Genomic DNA, 17,685 nt, shown 5'->3' with positions numbered 1-17,685 from the left:
TGAACTAAATGAAGACGATTACGAAATCAGCCCACACGGGCAAGCCCTACAGGACATTGCGCAGCATGCGCCGTCAGACACCTTTCTACTTCATGATGGCACCGGGTTTAATTTTTATTGCGATCTTATTCTACATTCCGATGGCCGGCGTTCTCATTGCCTTCAAAGATTATAAGGCACGCGACGGAATTATCGGAAGTGCGTGGATGGATCCACTGTTCAAAAACTTTGAATTTTTCTTTAAATCCGACACCGCGAGAACCGTTACTTTCAATACGCTTTTTTACAATATAATAGAAGCGGTTACCGTTACTCTTCTCGCACTGGCGTTGGCAATTCTATTAAGTGAAGTGAAAAACAAATTTGTCTCGGCAACTTATAAAGGTTCTATCTTGCTGCCAACCTTCCTCTCATGGATTGTCATTCAGTACATTCTCTTTAGTCTGTTGAGTGTGGACCGTGGTATTGTTAACAGCATGATTACCGCAGACGGCGGAGAAGCGATTTATTGGTATAGTGAACCGTCATACTGGCGCATCATCATGCCAATCGCTTATCTTTGGAAGAATGTCGGATACTATTCTGTGCTGTATGTGGCAGCGATTGCGGGGATTAACACCGACTACTATGAAGCTGCACAGCTGGACGGTGCTTCGAAGTGGCAGCGAATCAAACATATCACATTGCCGCTGTTGCAACCGACCATTATTATTCTTTCCCTGCTTTGGGTAGGTAAATTATTCAATGGCGGTCTGGGCGACTGGAACGGATTCTACACGCTTCCGAATGATGCGGGTGCTCTATACCCAACAACAGACGTTATTGACACGCTTGTATTCCGCTCTTTGAAGAAGGTCAATGACTACGGCATGACAGCGGCAATTGGTTTATATCAAGCGGTTGTTGGTTTCTTCCTTGTGTTGATCTCTAATTACATCATTAAAAAGAAGGATCCTGACAGCGCACTATTTTAATCGAACAGAAAGAATAGAATTTGTGCTTTCTGACCGGTCTGCAGAAACGGAGGCTGTCTTTGTAAGAAGACTTCAAGCCGTTTCTACTTGGGGGGGATATACATGCTTCTAAGAAAGCTAGATTTTTCAAAATTTGTGATTCATCTGATTTTCATTGCAATGAGCCTGGCGTGCATCCTTCCGCTGCTTCTGGTTGTATCCATATCGTTCACGGACGAGAAAGCATTGATGCTTGACGGATATCATTTCTTGCCTAAAGAGTTCAGCATGACAGCTTACCAGTATGTATTCAGCGGAGCAGGCTCAATTGTAGACGCCTATTCAGTTACGATTTTTGTGACTGTTGTTGGTACACTTTTGCATTTGCTGATCTCTTCCATGCTAGCGTATTCGCTGACACGTCCCGAAGTAACACACCGTAGAGCGCTCTCTTTCTTTGTGTTTCTTCCGGTACTGTTTAACGGCGGTCTCGTTCCGCAGTACATTTTGCTGACGCAATTTCTGCATTTGAAAGATACCATATGGGTGCTGATTATCGTCTTTCTGGTGTCAACGGTTAACGTGCTGATCATGAAAAACTTCTTCCGCACCATTCCGGATTCATTAATTGAATCAGCACGCATCGATGGCTCGGGTGAAATCCTAACTTTTTTCCGGATTGCACTTCCGCTTTCTAAACCATCGCTTGCTACCATCGGATTGTTTGTAGCTATAGGATACTGGAATGACTGGATGACCGCCTCATTGTACATCGAGTCAGCAAAACTGCGCCCCTTGCAATATTTGCTGCAATCTTTGATGAACAACATTGGATATTTGCAGTCGAACGCACAAGCTTCACAGTCGATGGAGGCTGCTATTGGTATGCTTCCTAGTGAAGGCGCGCGCATGGCAACCTGCGTACTCGCCATCGGCCCTATTATTTTGCTGTATCCTCTACTGCAAAAGAACTTTGAAAAAGGCTTAACAATAGGTGCTGTAAAAGAATAATTTTACCGGGTAAAACACCCGGAAAATTAAATAAATTTCAGGGGGGAACGACAATGAAAAGATTTTCCATGATTCTGTTGTCTGTAACGATTCTGTTTACCATGATGCTGACCGGCTGCGGACAGAAAGACCCAAGCTCTACCGACGATCCTGTTTCAGGTGATGGTAAGTTGGTTGAACTCACCTTCTACATGATGAACAGCCCTGTCAATGAATTTGACCGCGTCATGAAGAAAGCTAACGAAATCATTGCCAAAGAAATCAATGCAAAACTGAATCTGATTCTGGTAGACGGCAGTACTTACGCTGACAAAATGAATCTGATGATCAATTCCGGCGATAACTGGGATCTAGCATTCACTGCTAGCTGGGGTGGAATTAATTTCTTTGATAACGCTGCCAAAGGTGCTTATGCTGACCTGACTGACCTTCTACCTAAATATGCGCCTGAAACTTATTCCCGTATCCCTAAAGGCCTATGGGATGGCGTGAAAGTAAAAGACCGTATCTATGCAGTGGTCAATTATCAGCAATGGGGCACTGCCAAGCGCAACGGCTTTAACTTCCGTCAAGATCTTGTTGAAGAAACGGGGTTTGACTGGCAAGCCGTTAAAGGCAAGCCAACAATAGAAGCCCTCGAAATGGTAGGACCATTCATTGGCGATGCGCTGGCTAAGCATCCCGATATGATCGGTTTTGAAACCAGCTCTGTCCATAGTCTCTTTGCCAATGAACCTCTTTACTGGAATATGGAATCTGTTGGTGACTTGACTATCCCTGGCTGGATCAATCTTGATGAGCCAGACAAAGTCATCAACCAGTTCGAAACTCCAGAATTCTCCAAATACGCAGAAATTATGCGCGACTGGTACAACAAAGGCTATGTTCGCAAAGATGGTGCAACTGTAAAGGATACTAGTCCAGATCGTAAAGCGGGCAAATTTGTCGTTGAGAAAACCTATGGCTGGCCTGATAGTATCGATCTTCCCGATCAAGAGCTTAGAATGTCCATGAATCAAAGTGGAAATGCCCCTGCTGTATCCGTATCGACTACTCGTACGATGATTCAAGCAGGAGCTGGCTCCAATGCTGCTATTGCTATCAATTCAAGTTCAAAAAATATTGAAAAGGCTTTGCAGTTAGTTGAGCTGCTAAACACCAACGATGACCTATACAAGCTGATTACGCTCGGTGAAGAAGGCGTTGACTACAAATACGACGAAAATGGTGACTACACTCAAATTGAAGGAAAATACAATTTCAACTGGAACGAATGGCAGATCGGTCAATCTTACAGCCCGACGTTCAACCGTGCTCCATATGCCAAGAGCAAAACCGGTGAATTACAAAAAGAGACCCAAAAATTTGTATATGAGGCGGACAAAACCGCAGAGATCTCACCACTGTCGGGCTTCGTATTCGACCCGACTCCTGTAAAAACTCAGGTTGCGAACTGCTCATCAGTTACCACCGAGATGATTCCGGCAATAAGTTCAGGTTCTGTAGATCCTGAGAAAGCATTGCCTGAATTCCTCAAGCGCCTGAAAACTGCAGGCGTGGACGATATCATTAAAGAAAAACAAGCGCAATATGACGCCTGGAGAAACAAATAATCTCGTTTTCCTTTGTGAAATCCGGTGTATTGATTTATATCGTACACCGGATTTCTATTTTAATAAGCCGAACAGAAAGGAATCCGATATGCGATATTCACTTTTGTGTAAATCTTTTTCCGGCAGCGAAGTATTAGACTGTGAGAAAGTTTCTGTGAATCTGGAAAACAGCCAATCTACTTTCTCACACTACCCTTGCAATGCTTCGATTACTTCTCAAACACTGCCGCATGGGCAACGAGTGGATATTACCTTGTCTTTTCATGAAGATGCTGCCTATCCTATGAATTTTTCATTTTCTATGGAAGCGGAACAATGGGAAAAAGGCAACTACGTGTTGATGCCCGGTGCGGTTTATAATGGCAATCGCTTTACAAGCCTGCCTCTTCCCTACCCGCCTTATTATGAACCTCCCCAAAATAGCCGATTTACAGATGCCGAAGTCATAACCAGCATTCCTCATCTCGATATTGAGAAAACGCAATCGCAAATCTCTTTGCTTTCTGGTGATATGACATCGTCTTTGTGCGGATTTTATGATTTCAACGATCAATCCGGTTCTGTCCTGTTGGGTGAGCACCAGTGCGGGGGTTATTATACAGGCTTTACCGTCGATGAAAATCAAGTCGATCGCCAAGCATCCTTTGTACTCTCCGTTCCGGGCGTACGCGAAAATACGCAATATTATTTTGGAGATCAAAACGACGGACAAGGCTTCCGTCCAGATGTCTCAGCTCCATCGCAGGATACCGGGGCATTGTTCAAGCAAGGTGAAACACTGACTCTTACTGCTTGTGTCTTTCATTGGCGGAAAATATCTTTGCCGGACTTTTTTAAGCTGGTAAATCGTTCGAAAACAACTTTGGAGTTCCCAAAGCATTTTTATAACGTTCCATTTTACAAGGCATATGTAAGTATCAAAGAAAAGTACCAAAGAGAAAACTTTACAGAAGAAGGATATTACTCTGTAGGAACCGACTGGAGCATCCCCCAGCAGTGTTGGCAGGCGGGCTGGATTGGCGGAGGCATCAACAGCTATCCGTTTTTGCTGGAGGATTCATCCGAAGCACGGCAGCGAGCGGTGTCTACCCTTCGCTTTATTTTTTCACGGTTGCAGCATCCCACCGGATGGGTGTTCGGCATGTATGGAAACGGAAAGTTTTATGGTGATGGTGGCGGCAGTAACCCTGATACCGTTTTATTGGTCCGGAAAAATGCCGATTTGCTTTATTTCATGCTAAAGCAGCTCTTCTGGCTTACGGATCACCACCATTCCACGATCGAGTTAGAGCAGCCCGTAAAGGCCCTTTGCGATGCGTTTGTACGGCTGTTCCGAAAATACAGGCAGCTCGGACAGTTTATTGATATCGCTACAGAAGAAATCGTAGTTGGCAACTCGGCTGGAGCGTGTATGGCTGTGGGAGCACTAGCATTAGCTGGCGAATATTTTCAGTCTGCGGAATACCTCGATGTCGCCGAACGACTCGGTGAGTATTATTACAACAACTATGTAAAAAAAGGCATGCTGAACGGCTGTCCAGGAGAAATCTGTCAAGCACCGGATAGCGAAGCGGCCTTCGCCATGCTGGAAAGCTATGTCCAGCTGTTTGAAACGACCCAAAAGAGCATCTGGCTTTCCTATGCGGAATACACCTCCGAAATTGCCATGACCTGGGTCATGAGCTATGACTTTGTGTTCCCTGCACACAGTACGGCTGCAAAACGCGGTGTGCACAGCAGCGGCACAGTGTTCGCCAACGCGCAGAACAAACACTCTGCACCTGGTATTTGTACACTTTCAGGCAATAGTCTCATCAAACTATATCGCTTTACAGGCAATGTAAAATATCTGCACGCTCTACATGCTATTTCACACAGCTTGCCGCAGTATGTATCACTGGCTGAGGATCCGGAACTTTCGCTCGAAAAAAAATATCTGCCTCCAGGCTATATGAATGAACGTGTGCAAACAAGTGACTGGGAGGGCAAGGAAACCGTCGGTGAATTCCTATATGGTTCCAACTGGCCGGAGGTTTCCATGCTGCTTACGTTTGTGGAAATACCCGGCGTCTATGTGGATTTCACAAGCCGCATACTTCAGGTATTCGACCACGTGGAATGCTATGTTACTCAGTGGGGTCAGGATTCCGTACACCTGGAAATGTATAATCCTACGGCGTACAGCACGATGGTTACGCTGCTTGCGGACGAACGCACAAACGCTCGGCGCGTAACGCATCATTACTTTGGACTAATGAAAATGGTCTCCCTTTTAGCCGGTGAACGTACACAAATTGAACTAAAAAATAACAGGAGGTCCTCCCTTTGTTGAATATTGGTGTTATTGGATACGGCGTTCGGATCGACATGCTGATGGATGATTTGTTCGCGCTACCTTATGAAGTCCGGATCAAGGCAGTAGCAGATTCCGCCCATGAGCGCGTTCGTGCTTTGATGAAAAAAGACGGCTCCAAAGAAGAGATGCACCAGATGGGAATCGATAAAATCGACGGGCTTATGCGCAGCTGCGAGATGAATCCGGATACCATCACCTTTTATACGGATGCGGACGAGATGCTGGACAACGAAAAACTGGACGGCGTGATCGTGGGTACGAACTGCAGCACGCATACTTATTTCGCCAAAAAGGTGCTGGATCGCAATCTGCCGCTGTTTTTGGAAAAACCGGTGGCGACTACGATGGAGGATCTGAGAACGTTAGCCGACTGCGAAGCGAAAGCAACGGCTCCCACAGTTGTTTCCTTCCCCTTGCGCGTCACACCGCTGGTGCAGGAGGTCAAACGTATTCTGGATACAGGCACGATTGGCAAGGTAGAGCATGTACAAGCGTTCAACGATGTAACCTATGGCTATGTATATTTCCATGACTGGTTCCGAGATGAATCCGCATCGAATGGGCTCTTCTTGCAAAAGGCTACGCATGATATCGACGTCATCAACTATCTGCTCGGTGAAGAACCCGTGAACGTTTGCGCCATGAAATCCAAACAAATTTATAAAGGCGACATGCCTGCCGGCCTGCGCTGCAGCGAATGCGACAAATGGGAAACCTGCATGGACAGCACTTACAATATCATTCATTTGCGCAATGACACTCCGCGTAACGACTATTGCGGCTTTGCGGTAGACACCGGTAATGAAGACTCCGGTAGCATGATTGTGAAATACGAAAGCGGCATGCACGTCATGTATTCGCAAAACTTCTTTGCCCGCAAAGGTGCCGGGCGGCGAGGTGCCAGACTGTATGGCTATAAAGGTACCGTGGAATTCGATTTTGTCACGAATGAAATCAAGGTATTTGATCATATGAGTGACAAAGTTACCGCCGTGAGGCTTGATGATCAAAGCTCGCGGCATGGCGGCGGTGATATTATACTCATGCGGAATTTTGTACACCTGATGCAGGGCAGAACTACCGAATCCGTCGCCCCACTGAAAGACGGGATTCGCAGCACCCTTGTATGTCTGCAAGCCAAAGCTTCTTCCGAAAGTGATCAATTTTATCCTGTCACTTTATAAATCAAACGATAATGGAGAGATATTATGAATTATAATTATCACCAGGATTTAAATATCGTTCGAGTGAATACGATGCCAGACCGGGCTTATTACATTCCCTCTGCATCCAGCAAAAACACCACATCGAAAGAAAATAACGAGCGTGTATTGCTCTTGAACGGAAACTGGAATTTTACGTATTATCCATCCTTTGCAGAAACTTCTCTGGAGGGTGTTTCGGACAACGTCCTCCCGGTTCCGTCCAACTGGCAAATGTACGGGTACGATAAACATCAGTATGTCAACTTTGATTATCCGCTGCCGTATAATCCGCCCTTTGTGCCAAAAGAAAACCCATGCGGTGTTTATAAGCGCACCTTCTCTGTGAAGCTTACAAAGGAAATGCGGTTTTATTTGAATTTTGAAGGTGTGGATTCCTGTCACTATGTATTTCTCAACGGCGTATTTATAGGCTATAGTCAGGTCTCACATTCCACAGCGGAATATGATATAACTCCGTTTTTACAAGATGGTGAGAATGAAATCGCCGTTGCCGTTCTGAAATGGTGCGATGGAACCTATCTGGAAGCGCAGGATAAATTCCGCATGTCAGGCATTTTTCGCGATGTATATCTGCTGCAACGCCCGCAACTTCATGTACGCCATTATGTTGTACAAACGTCCTTGCAACAAGAAAGTGCCACGGTATCATTCAGGTTTGATGATTTTGGCACGGCGCTTTTTAAATCCGTCAAAATTCTGGACGCCGAAGGCACAAACGTGGCACAGGGCGAAACATGCGATGATACGCTTAGCCTGACTATAGAAAATCCTGTGCTTTGGAATGCAGAGCAACCGTATTTATATCAGATGGTTCTCGATACCTTAACTGAGCGGATTGTGGATAAAATTGGGATTCGCACGGTATCCGCTCAGGGCAATCTGCTGCTCGTCAACGGTCAGCCTATCAAGTTCAGAGGTGTAAACCGTCACGACAGCTATCCCGATACCGGCTATGTGGCTTCGCATGAGCAAATGGTACGGGATTTGGAGTTGATGAAGCAGCACAACATCAACGCCATTCGCACATCGCATTATCCGAATGCGCCGGAATTTTATCATTTATGCGATCAATACGGCTTTTATGTGATTGACGAGGGTGACATGGAAACCCATGGCGCATGGTCAAGCCATGGTGAGCGCGAAGATGACTGGTATGGACTACTTCATCACGATCCGCAGTTTGAAACGGCTGTTGTGGATCGTGTGCAGCGACTTGTCACTCGTGACATCAATCGCCCATGCGTGCTTATCTGGTCTCTTGGCAATGAGAGTGGATTCGGCGTCAATACGATTGCCGCTGTGGACGCCATGCGGAAATTGGACAGTTCACGCCCCCTTCATTACGAATCCAAATTGCTTATACCTGAAGATCAGGGGAAATTCAGCTTTGACATTATGGATGTGGAAAGCTATATGTATCCAGATCTTGAAACCGCTGAAAAACTGGCTCAAGAAAGCAAAAAGCCATTGATCTTGTGTGAGTTTGCTCATGCTATGGGCAATGGTCCTGGCAGCCTATCCCAATATTATGATTTGTTCTATCGTTATGATGGCTTTGCCGGGGGCTTTGTGTGGGAATGGTGTGACCATGCCATATTGCAGCATGATGCAAACGGCAAGGCGCAGTATCTTTATGGCGGGGACTTTGGCGAAGAACTGCATGACGGTAACTTCTGTGTGGACGGATTGGTTTATCCCGACCGTACGCCGCACACCGGCTTGCTGGAGCTGAAAAATTGTGCCCGTCCTGTTCATATAACAAGAGCTGGAAATACATTCTCTGCAGAAAACAAATTAGACTTTGCAGACCTCTCCGATGCTCTTACCATAGTCTGGTCGCTGGAGCAAAACGGTACTAAAATTGCAGAAGGCAGCATTGCCAACTTTAACCTGGCCCCGCACGCAAAAGCACCATTACCGCTTTCGCTCCCTCCAATAGACGGAGCTCGTGTATATCTGAAATTCGAATATTTGCAAAAAGCCGCACATCCGCTAATCCCGGCCGGAACATCGCTTGGATTTGATCAATTTGATCTTTCCACAGAAGAAATGAGTGTGTCCTTGCCTGTGTCGCGCTCTGTCGTAACGGCTAAGCAAACCGAAACCGGATGGCTGATTTGTGGTGAAGCTTTTTCTTATCATTTTAATACAAGACTCGGTACGTTTGATTCGTGTGTGATAGACGGCATCGAGTGTTTTGTGAGACCCGCTGAATTTGATATTTACCGCGCCCCTACGGATAACGATATGATTGAGGCTGGGATTTCCAGTTACAGCAAACGGTCCTGGAAAAGCCTGCGGCTGGATGCAGCCTATGCCTACACATACGAAACAGTAGTGGAGCAATCCAATACATGTGTTACCATTACCTGCCCGCTGTCGCTTGTGGCAGATCGCGCAGCGCCTTTCTGCAATCTGCAGTCCGTTTATAAAGTGCATGGAAGCGGAGCCGTTGAAGTGTCATTGCATGTATCCGTACGTCAGGACCTAGCCTATCTGCCGCGCTTTGGGATGCGCTATTTTCTAACCGAGGAATTTCAGAATTGTACCTATTTCGGCTATGGCCCACAAGAGAGCTACAGCGATAAGCACGCTGGCTGCTATAAAAGTATGTTTCATGCAAAAGTACCGGAGCTTTTTGAAAACTACATTTACCCGCAGGAGAACGGCTCGCACTATAGCACAGAAGAATGTACGCTAGCGAATGAAAATATGTCACTTAAAGTATCCAGTACAAAACCCTTCAGTTTCTGTGCATCGGATTATACACGGGAAGAACTCGCCGTCAAAAAACATCATTTCGAGCTGCAAAAGAGCGGCTGCACGGTCTGGAACATTGACTATGGGATGACGGGAGTCGGCTCTGGAAGCTGTGGCCCCTACACACTCGAGCAGTATCGTTTAACTGATAAAGAATTTGTGTTTGACTATACGTTCTTGCCTCTGAAGAAATCATAATAAGATTGGGGCACCCCTAAAGGTCCTTTGACCTGGGATGCCCCTTAATAAGAAACGGAGGGGCATTCTCATGACAGCCATCAAAAGAGTGCACGTCATCTTCAAAACGCATCTGGATATCGGCTTTACGGATTTGGCGGGCAACGTCTACGACAATTACATGAACAACTTTATCCCGCAAGCGTTAACGTTATCGGAACGGTTGGCGAAGGAAGACGGAAAATCGAAATTTATCTGGACGGTCGGGTCCTGGCTAATTCGGGAATACTTAACGTCGGCAACGAAAGAGCAGTGCAAACGAATGGAGCTGGCGATCGAACAGGGTCATATCGTTTGGCACGGGAGTCCATTTACGACTCATACGGAACTCATGGACGAAAAGCTGTTCGAGTTCGGCCTGTCGCTTTCCCGAAAATTGGACCGACAATTCGGCAAAACGACGATCGCGGCGAAAATGACAGACGTGCCCGGACACACGATCGGCATGGTGCCTATTCTGGCGAGAAACGGAATTCAGTATTTGCATTTGGGCGTCAATCCGGCTTGCAAGCCTCCGAGCGTTCCGAAGGTATTCGTCTGGCGCGCGGCCGACAGTTCGGAGATCGTCGTCAATTACGCGGCGGATTACGGCGAATCGCTCCAGGTGGAAGGGCTCGAGGACGCGCTTTATTTCGCGCATACCGGAGATAATTCAGGTCCTCCTTCCATCGAAGAAATCGAGCGAATGTACGAACGTTTGCGAGATAAGTATCCGGAAGCGGAAATCTTCGCCTCGACACTGGACGCCTTTGCAGAGAAGCTGCTTGCCTGCAGGCCATTGTTACCGATTATTTCGGAAGAAATCGGGGACTCGTGGATTCATGGTGTCGCTTCCGATCCCAAGAAAGTCGCGCATTATCGGGAGTTGCTCCGATTACGGGATAAGTGGGTTGATTCCGGGCTGCTGGATACCAATAGCGAAGCTTACGAAAGGTTTTGCAGCCGTCTGATGTTGATTCCGGAGCACACTTGGGGATTGGACGAAAAAAGCTATTTGGCGGATTACGTGAATTACGGCGCGGCGGAATTCGCGGCGGCTAGAGCGATGGATGAAGTCGTGAATCTTCCCGTGAAAAATAAATACGAAACGTTGTATGCGTACTACAAAAAGCGCAGCTACCGTTTGCTCGAAAGTTCCTGGGAAGAACAACGCTCTTATCTCGATCAAGCTCTGGCGGTGCTGAGTCCGGAGCTGCAGAATGAGGCCCGGCAAACGTTCGAAAAGATGCAGCCGGAAAATACATGCGGTGAGGAAAGCACCGAAACCCTGGAAGCGAACAGGAGCTACGAGCTTGGGAATTTCCGCGTAAGCTTCGCAACAGACGGCTCGATCCAACAATTGGACGACCACAACGGAAAGTCGTGGGCAAAAGACGAAAAACGGCTAGGCTTATTTCAGTATGAGACGTTCGGTAAAGAAAATTACGATCGTTTCTACAAGGAATATGCCAAAGACCTTGAAGTTCATTATACGTGGGCGGAGCCCGATCTCGGCAAGCCGGGTTTGGAATATACGAAGCCGACTCCCGAGCATAAGCGGTACACGCCGGTCTTAAGAAGCCTGCGATTGGAGAGGCAAGTGAACTGCGCCATCGTCCGCGCCAACTTGGAAATGCCTTCCGACGCTTGCCGGTATTTTGGAGCGCCTAAAAAACTCATGATTACTTATCTTTTCAAATCCGAAGAGCCGATCATCGATATCGAACTGCATTGGAAGGACAAACCGGCTTGCCGCTTGCCGGAAGCCGGGTGGTTCTCGTTCGTTCCTTTCGTCGACAATCCGAACCGATGGACGATGGACAAACTGGGCGAGCGGATTTCGCCTTTGTCCGTCGTGAGGGACGGAAACCGGAACATGCATGCCATAAATAGCGGGGTTTACTATGAAGGCGCGGACGGAAAGCTGACCATCGAGACGCTTGACGCCCCCGTCGTTTGTCCGGGCGAAGCGCGGTTGCTGCAATTCGACAATAAGTTCGTGACGCTGGACGGAGGGTTTCATTTCAATTTGCACAACAACGTTTGGGGAACGAATTTCCGCATGTGGTTCGAGGAAGACATGAAATTCAGGTTCAGATTAACTTTCGGTTCCTATCGAATTTAGATATACACTAAGTCTCAAACGAAAGAATTAAAAAGTCTCCAAATCACGTTTAAAGTGAATTTGGAGGCTTATCTTATTTATAAATTAATTTTCCTTCTTCAAGGAAAAGCACTCGATCACAAAGTGGCAACACTCGGTCATCATGTGTAACAATCACCACACTCTTTTGCTGATCTTTTACTTGCTTCGCGATCATGCTTACTACATCTAACCCTCTTGACGCATCAAAGCTTGCTGTTGGTTCATCTGCGAAAAGGACAGCTGGGTCATTCATTAGTGCCCTTGCGATAGCGACCCGCTGCCGCTCCCCACCTGAAAGCTTATCAGGATATGCGAGTAGTCGATGAGACAAACCCATCTTATTGAGTAAGTCTTTTTCCCGTTTGGCTCAATAGACAGAAATGTGCTCTTCCCTGAACCAGATGGGCCCATAACGGCGACCAGCTCACCTTCTGATACCTCCAAGTTTAACTTATCCAAAATCTTTCTTTCTATGCCGCCATCTTCAAAAGTTCGTTCTTATGTTTCTTTCCATACAGGAAAAACTCCGAGTACAGTTTAAGTTGGTTGATAGACATCTATTAACACCTGCTTTTCAACTGAAATAAGTGGATTCATGAGCTGGTTAATTGTTATGGAACTATTAGAAGCGATATTTTGGTTTACATCCGTTTGAAAGAGCCCCCTTGCTATCAAATGATAAATTAAAGGCTTAATTAGTAGGGGATGGTATTCGTCACTAAAACAGTCCGCTAGATTGTCTACCGTGCTCCTTTCCAAACAAACTAATCGATAAGTAACCTTTTCAATCCATTCCGAATAATAAGACCTCTCTTTAAGAAAGTTTTTTAGGAACCGAATATTACGCGCGAGAACGGACGGCATCATTTTGGGGTATATCACAAGGTATTCCCAGCCGTGGCTTCGTGCATATCCCTCGCAGAAATAATTGACTTGTTCTAAGCGTTCATCTTTCTCTTCTTCGGGTTCATGCTTTACTTGGTAAAGAAACGGAATCGTATTCTCACGAAATACTAAGGTATCCGGAGTATGATTCCATGACTCTTTAACTAAATTATGTATAAGAATTTCAACGGGTTGAACGTAATATCTAACAACCGATTGATCCAACTCCAAGTAGTAATAAAAGAGTCGTTCCCCTAAGGATTCATACTCAACGAGACGTTCCATTTTTTGACTATAGAAGCTCCCGATAATATGCGGATGCTGATGACTATTTCGGTTATTTACCTTCCGCTTAGGAGCATAGAGGTCATCCTCTTGCTTCCAATCCATGTTTGACCAGTCATAACTCATATGATTCCTCCGATAAATATCATTTATTATCCGAAAAAAACACCAAGTTTCATGTTATCATGTATGGTCAAATTCTCGATACAGATATTTTGAACAATAGGAAAAACCTTGATATACCAAGGCATCTGGTCATCAAGGTTTTCCTATTTGTCTCAAACATATGACGTTATTTATCTCATTTATTACCGCAATCTGTCTCAATTATAACCGTTACTCACAACATAAACGGACGGTCAACAGCAAGCACGAATTGCGTTACTGCGACTCCGCTAGGCGTTTAGCGCAAGTCGGGATCCCTAGTGAATCTTCCAATGACTACTACACGATTCAACAATACAATCTCCTCAAATAAATTATGTATTATTTACCTCCAACTTCTTGCATAACACCATATGAAAATGTCAATTTACATTAAGGTTGGAAACCGAAGAATCCTTATTTTACAAGGGTTTTCAGTGGTTTCTTGCCTCACAGAAATTACATTAAAGTTTGAAATTAATTCAATCCATTTGTGAAAAGAGAGCCATTAAAGTTGGATATTTTATAAAAAAGTCTGTTTGGTTCCCAACTATAATGTCATCGGACAGAAAGTTTGCTAGTCTAATATTTTAGCTACCTGCGGAATGTATCCGGCAACGGTAAGACCATCTATTCCCTTGCCTAGTGAAATGTCCCACATCGCTAGACTTAACGTCATATCTGTGTTCTTCGCAAAGAATTCGATACACTGTTCCAGATCCATCTCGACCTCTGGCGTGCTCACAACGTCTGCGGGAGCTTATCATACCAATTGGTGCATTCGGAAATATCTCATCTAATAGTACAGAAACAGTTTTATGCCAGTGATTCTCTGGTACCGAGATAAAATTAGAAATAACTTTTTCGTGATTTTGTTCGAGATCAGCCAGGGATATAGAGAATAAAATTGTACAAGTATATTGATAAACTTTTCTTTTAACGCTTCATTTTCAGGTAACTTATGTAGATCTGCCTTTGTCAGTTTGACACTCTTCAAATAAACCCATTCCTTTCAAATATCGTTGGATAGCCCCCCCTAAAAAAGGAAAATAAATTTCACTTCTACTCATTCTTCGAGAAAGTGGCAGTTGGCTTTGTACTCTGCTCTCATTCGTGTAATAATTCCTTCCCTAAAGCTTCGAAAACAATGGATTCCAGCCATTCCTGCAGCGATTTGTTAGCACTACTCGCTTTAGCAGTTAGTTTGTCCTTTTCTTGCTCAGATAAATAGAACGTCACCGGCGATAAACCCGTCTCGATGAGCGTTCCATCGTATTTAGGCGTAATCTCACCTGAACGTATAAAAGTTTTCAGCTTGTCGATCATATCGGGATGAGTAGACGGCATTACACCAGTCAAAACAGACTTCTTCACTTCAACCTGAATGGTTTCACCTATCTGGATGCGAAGATTTGCAGGACCAATCAGCTTAAAAAACTCTTCAATGATGGTGTAAATCATGGAGTCCAGAGTAATAGGCAGTGGAAATTGGAACACGGCATATCCATAAGTGGTTATAGCTTTACGATCCGTAATAGTGGTAGCAGGCCGCCATCCTTCATCGATCGCTCTTTCTAGTGGTATTCGTTCGTCCATACTAACCTGCAGCATAACTTCAATCCGGTTTCGATTTACACGCTTCATGCTGCAGACGCGAGCCAATCTATTCCCCAAGCGGTATGGTTGGAATAAGAAAACCTTCGATTTTCGGTCGTAAATGGTATCATATTTACCTGAATCCGGATTGTTAGTCAGAAATCTTTCTAGATCGACATCTTTAACAAAATACGTTCGCTTCCCACGAAACTCCATTTCATAATGAGGCAATCCCTTTTTAAAAAGCTGGTGAATATAGGTTGTAGACCTTCCGATTCTTTTAGCAGCTTGTGCCGATGTTAAATCCTCTTTCACGTATGCCGGTTTAATACGCTCGATCTCTTCCCACGTAAATCGGTATCCTCCATCTCCTTTATGTGTTAAACGGTTAACGGGATTAAGTCGCTTCTTCGCATCCTCAAGGTTCACGATTTTATATATTGATCCTACTGTAACCTTTAATTCATTAGCAGCCTGGGTCGTATCTAAATATTCGTTCATCGTTCTCTCCCTCCAATAATTTTTTTAACCATGAGAATGTCTGTCTGGATTTTTATCAAGCTATCTCACAATATTGTAATTTTTCTATTCACTCATAAACTAATCAGCATATATAAAACAATGATACCATAGGAAAAGATTTCTTAAAATAAGACTGACCTTACTTGCTTTTTAGTACCAAAGTTCTTATTAGATCACTTTTCAAACTTATTCTTATATAGAATGACAAACATAAAGATCCGGTTAAAGAAAAACTAATTATCTATTATTTTTTCTTAACCCTTCTATCTACAAACTTTCTCTTATAGAACTATTTTTATAAATCAATTTTGCTATACTAGTCTTATAAATATCACTATAAGGTGAGTGAGATATTTGACTGAATATAGTGAATTACAGTTATACACGAATAACTCTGCACAAGCACTAGAAAATTTATATGATCCACAACTCATACATCGTTTAACGGATGATCATTTCTTTCCAATTATATATTCGTCAATTATTGCTTCAGAGAATGATAAAGGCGACTATGATTATGAGCCGCTTTCAAATATCGGAATGGTTTACTTATTCCTACACAGAAGAAATGGCAGCCGTAATCCAAGAACAATTACTGAATATGCCCGCGAACTCCTTCAGTTTTTGCGTAAGGTCACCGAGTATGAAATATCCGATTTTCGCAAACTAAAACGGTCCCAGATTGAGGCATATCAGGAGTGGATTGAATGTGAATATCCAAAAAAGAAGACACAAGCGAAAAAAATAGCGATCCTCTCCTCTTTCCTCTCTTGGTGTTTTGATGAAAAATATCTGAAACGGGATTTGACTCGTGGACTTACTGGCGTTACCTTAGACAAATCTCAAATTCCAGATCGAGAAATATCTCCGGCTTCGCTGCAGGAGGCTGTACATTTCTATAAGGACGATCCTAAGTTCAAAAGCCTGATGCTCCTCCTGGTCAGTACAGGATTGCGGATTAATGAGGTCATTACGCCGATGTGGAAAGACCTCTACTTCGACTCGATCCGGCATAAATACTATGTCCGAACAAAGACAAAGCGCGGCGGAGAGAGACATGCTCATATCAAGGATTACGTTCTTCAAGAGTTGCAGGAGTATCGTCGTCGCCTTGGATTAAGTACCACTATTGATCCAAATGACGAGAGCCCGCTCTACCCAAATCGAAATGGGAAGCATTACTTACTTACGAGCTTATCAGCTATCGTGACAAAAAAACTGGCCGCGGCGAATCTACGGACAGAGCATAATCAGAAAACGACTGCCCATTATTTTCGCCATTATTTCGCACGAGCTGCCTATAACAGCGGCGCACCGGTTGATAAGATTGCTAAAACCCTTGATCATGCCACGAGCCGTACAACGGAAGATAATTATCTATCCCGTGACATAAAAAAAGAAAATGACGTCAGCGAGTTTGTTGTAATTCCTGGATTCGAGCTTAATGGCGATAGGGTATAATCCAATAGGCTATGCCAAGTGAAAGGCGCTTTCACCGCCTTTCCGGCTTGATTTTCTGATCCTTACTCGGACACCGCCTGCCTGTCTAGCCCGAGCGGCAATGAGCGGAAGGTGTTAATGTTTGTGAGCAGTTTCTTTCTTGCTGACTTGCTTAGTCGTATGTAGGTTTCAAAGAACAATAATTACTCGTTGTACCGTAGCCATCGCAGATTTAGGAACATATAGGTTCTCGTAGGGCAAGGGTGTCCGAAGGGATGATAAAAAGTTTTTTGAGCGATTTTCTCATAAAAATTTTATCGTCTTGTGCGGTGAGGTTCTATGTGATCGAAATACGACCAGATGACTAAGGTATGACGAGTGTCTACTTTGAAAAACGAAAAACGATAAGGATGCACGCGGGAAGACCTGCGAAATAAACCTTCCGCTTCTTCGATAGGTTTTGCTTCTTTGAAATAGCCGGATGCATTTAGAACGATAATGGAACGAAGCGATAGCGAAAGTGGAATCATGT

The 17,685-nt window shown here is 44.6% G+C and carries 11 protein-coding genes and 2 pseudogenes; 8 read left to right on the top strand and 5 right to left on the bottom strand.

Annotated elements, in window-relative coordinates; genetic code table 11:
• Positions 1-8: 8 nt before the first annotated feature.
• The 7 genes from AC0YNZ_RS21555 (at position 9) to AC0YNZ_RS21525 (ending at position 12,260) form a co-directional block, all read left to right on the top strand.
• Positions 9-974, top strand: a complete 966-nt coding sequence (locus AC0YNZ_RS21555) for an ABC transporter permease subunit (RefSeq protein WP_475828561.1) — start codon at positions 9-11, stop codon at positions 972-974.
• Positions 975-1,076: 102 nt separating this feature from the next.
• A complete protein-coding gene (locus AC0YNZ_RS21550; protein ID WP_475828560.1) occupies positions 1,077-1,964 on the top strand; it encodes a carbohydrate ABC transporter permease in 888 nt (295 codons plus the stop codon).
• 53 nt (positions 1,965-2,017) lie between these two features.
• Complete coding sequence (locus AC0YNZ_RS21545; RefSeq protein WP_475828559.1) at positions 2,018-3,577, top strand: DUF3502 domain-containing protein; 1,560 nt, start codon at positions 2,018-2,020, stop codon at positions 3,575-3,577.
• A gap of 154 nt (positions 3,578-3,731) precedes the next feature.
• Positions 3,732-5,909 carry a hypothetical protein gene (locus AC0YNZ_RS21540; RefSeq protein WP_475828558.1) on the top strand — a complete coding sequence of 726 codons (2,178 nt, stop codon included), beginning with the start codon at positions 3,732-3,734 and terminating at the stop codon, positions 5,907-5,909.
• The gene (locus AC0YNZ_RS21535) at positions 5,903-7,117 is read left to right on the top strand and encodes a Gfo/Idh/MocA family protein (RefSeq protein WP_475828557.1); all 1,215 of its coding nucleotides are present in this window, start codon (positions 5,903-5,905) and stop codon (positions 7,115-7,117) included. Before AC0YNZ_RS21540 ends, AC0YNZ_RS21535 begins: the two co-directional genes overlap by 7 nt.
• 24 nt (positions 7,118-7,141) lie before the next feature.
• Positions 7,142-10,117, top strand: a complete 2,976-nt coding sequence (locus AC0YNZ_RS21530) for a glycoside hydrolase family 2 TIM barrel-domain containing protein (protein ID WP_475828556.1) — start codon at positions 7,142-7,144, stop codon at positions 10,115-10,117.
• A gap of 70 nt (positions 10,118-10,187) precedes the next feature.
• Entirely contained in the window at positions 10,188-12,260 is a 2,073-nt protein-coding gene (locus AC0YNZ_RS21525) for a DUF5054 domain-containing protein (protein ID WP_475828555.1), read from the top strand.
• A 73-nt stretch (positions 12,261-12,333) separates the two neighbouring features.
• On the opposite strand, the pseudogene AC0YNZ_RS21520 reads toward AC0YNZ_RS21525, so the two are convergent.
• The 4 genes and pseudogenes from AC0YNZ_RS21520 to AC0YNZ_RS21505 all read right to left on the bottom strand — a co-directional run bounded on the left by AC0YNZ_RS21520 (position 12,334) and on the right by AC0YNZ_RS21505 (position 15,692).
• Positions 12,334-12,755 (bottom strand): annotated as a pseudogene (locus tag AC0YNZ_RS21520) (ABC transporter ATP-binding protein).
• Positions 12,756-12,818: 63 nt separating this feature from the next.
• Positions 12,819-13,577 carry a PDDEXK family nuclease gene (locus tag AC0YNZ_RS21515; RefSeq protein ID WP_475828554.1) on the bottom strand — a complete coding sequence of 253 codons (759 nt, stop codon included), beginning with the start codon at positions 13,575-13,577 and terminating at the stop codon, positions 12,819-12,821.
• 223 nt (positions 13,578-13,800) lie between these two features.
• A pseudogene (locus AC0YNZ_RS21510) lies at positions 13,801-13,911 on the bottom strand (single-stranded DNA-binding protein); the annotation flags it as partial.
• A 791-nt stretch (positions 13,912-14,702) separates the two neighbouring features.
• A complete protein-coding gene (locus tag AC0YNZ_RS21505) occupies positions 14,703-15,692 on the bottom strand; it encodes a hypothetical protein (RefSeq protein ID WP_475828553.1) in 990 nt (329 codons plus the stop codon).
• Between the two features lie 375 nt (positions 15,693-16,067).
• Between AC0YNZ_RS21505 and AC0YNZ_RS21500 the strand changes: the two genes are divergently transcribed.
• Positions 16,068-17,174, top strand: a complete 1,107-nt coding sequence (locus AC0YNZ_RS21500) for a tyrosine-type recombinase/integrase (protein WP_475828552.1) — start codon at positions 16,068-16,070, stop codon at positions 17,172-17,174.
• Positions 17,175-17,467: 293 nt separating this feature from the next.
• Here the strand turns inward: AC0YNZ_RS21500 and AC0YNZ_RS21495 are convergent, their stop codons facing one another.
• Positions 17,468-17,683 (bottom strand): hypothetical protein, encoded by a 216-nt coding sequence (locus AC0YNZ_RS21495; RefSeq protein WP_475828551.1) that lies wholly within the window; start codon positions 17,681-17,683, stop codon positions 17,468-17,470.
• Between the last annotated feature and the right edge of the window lie 2 nt (positions 17,684-17,685).

Source organism: Paenibacillus sp. J2L1-98, from assembly GCF_056269405.1.
The sequence above is the reverse complement of the archived record's forward strand: the minus strand, read 5'-3'. Positions and strand labels throughout refer to the sequence as shown.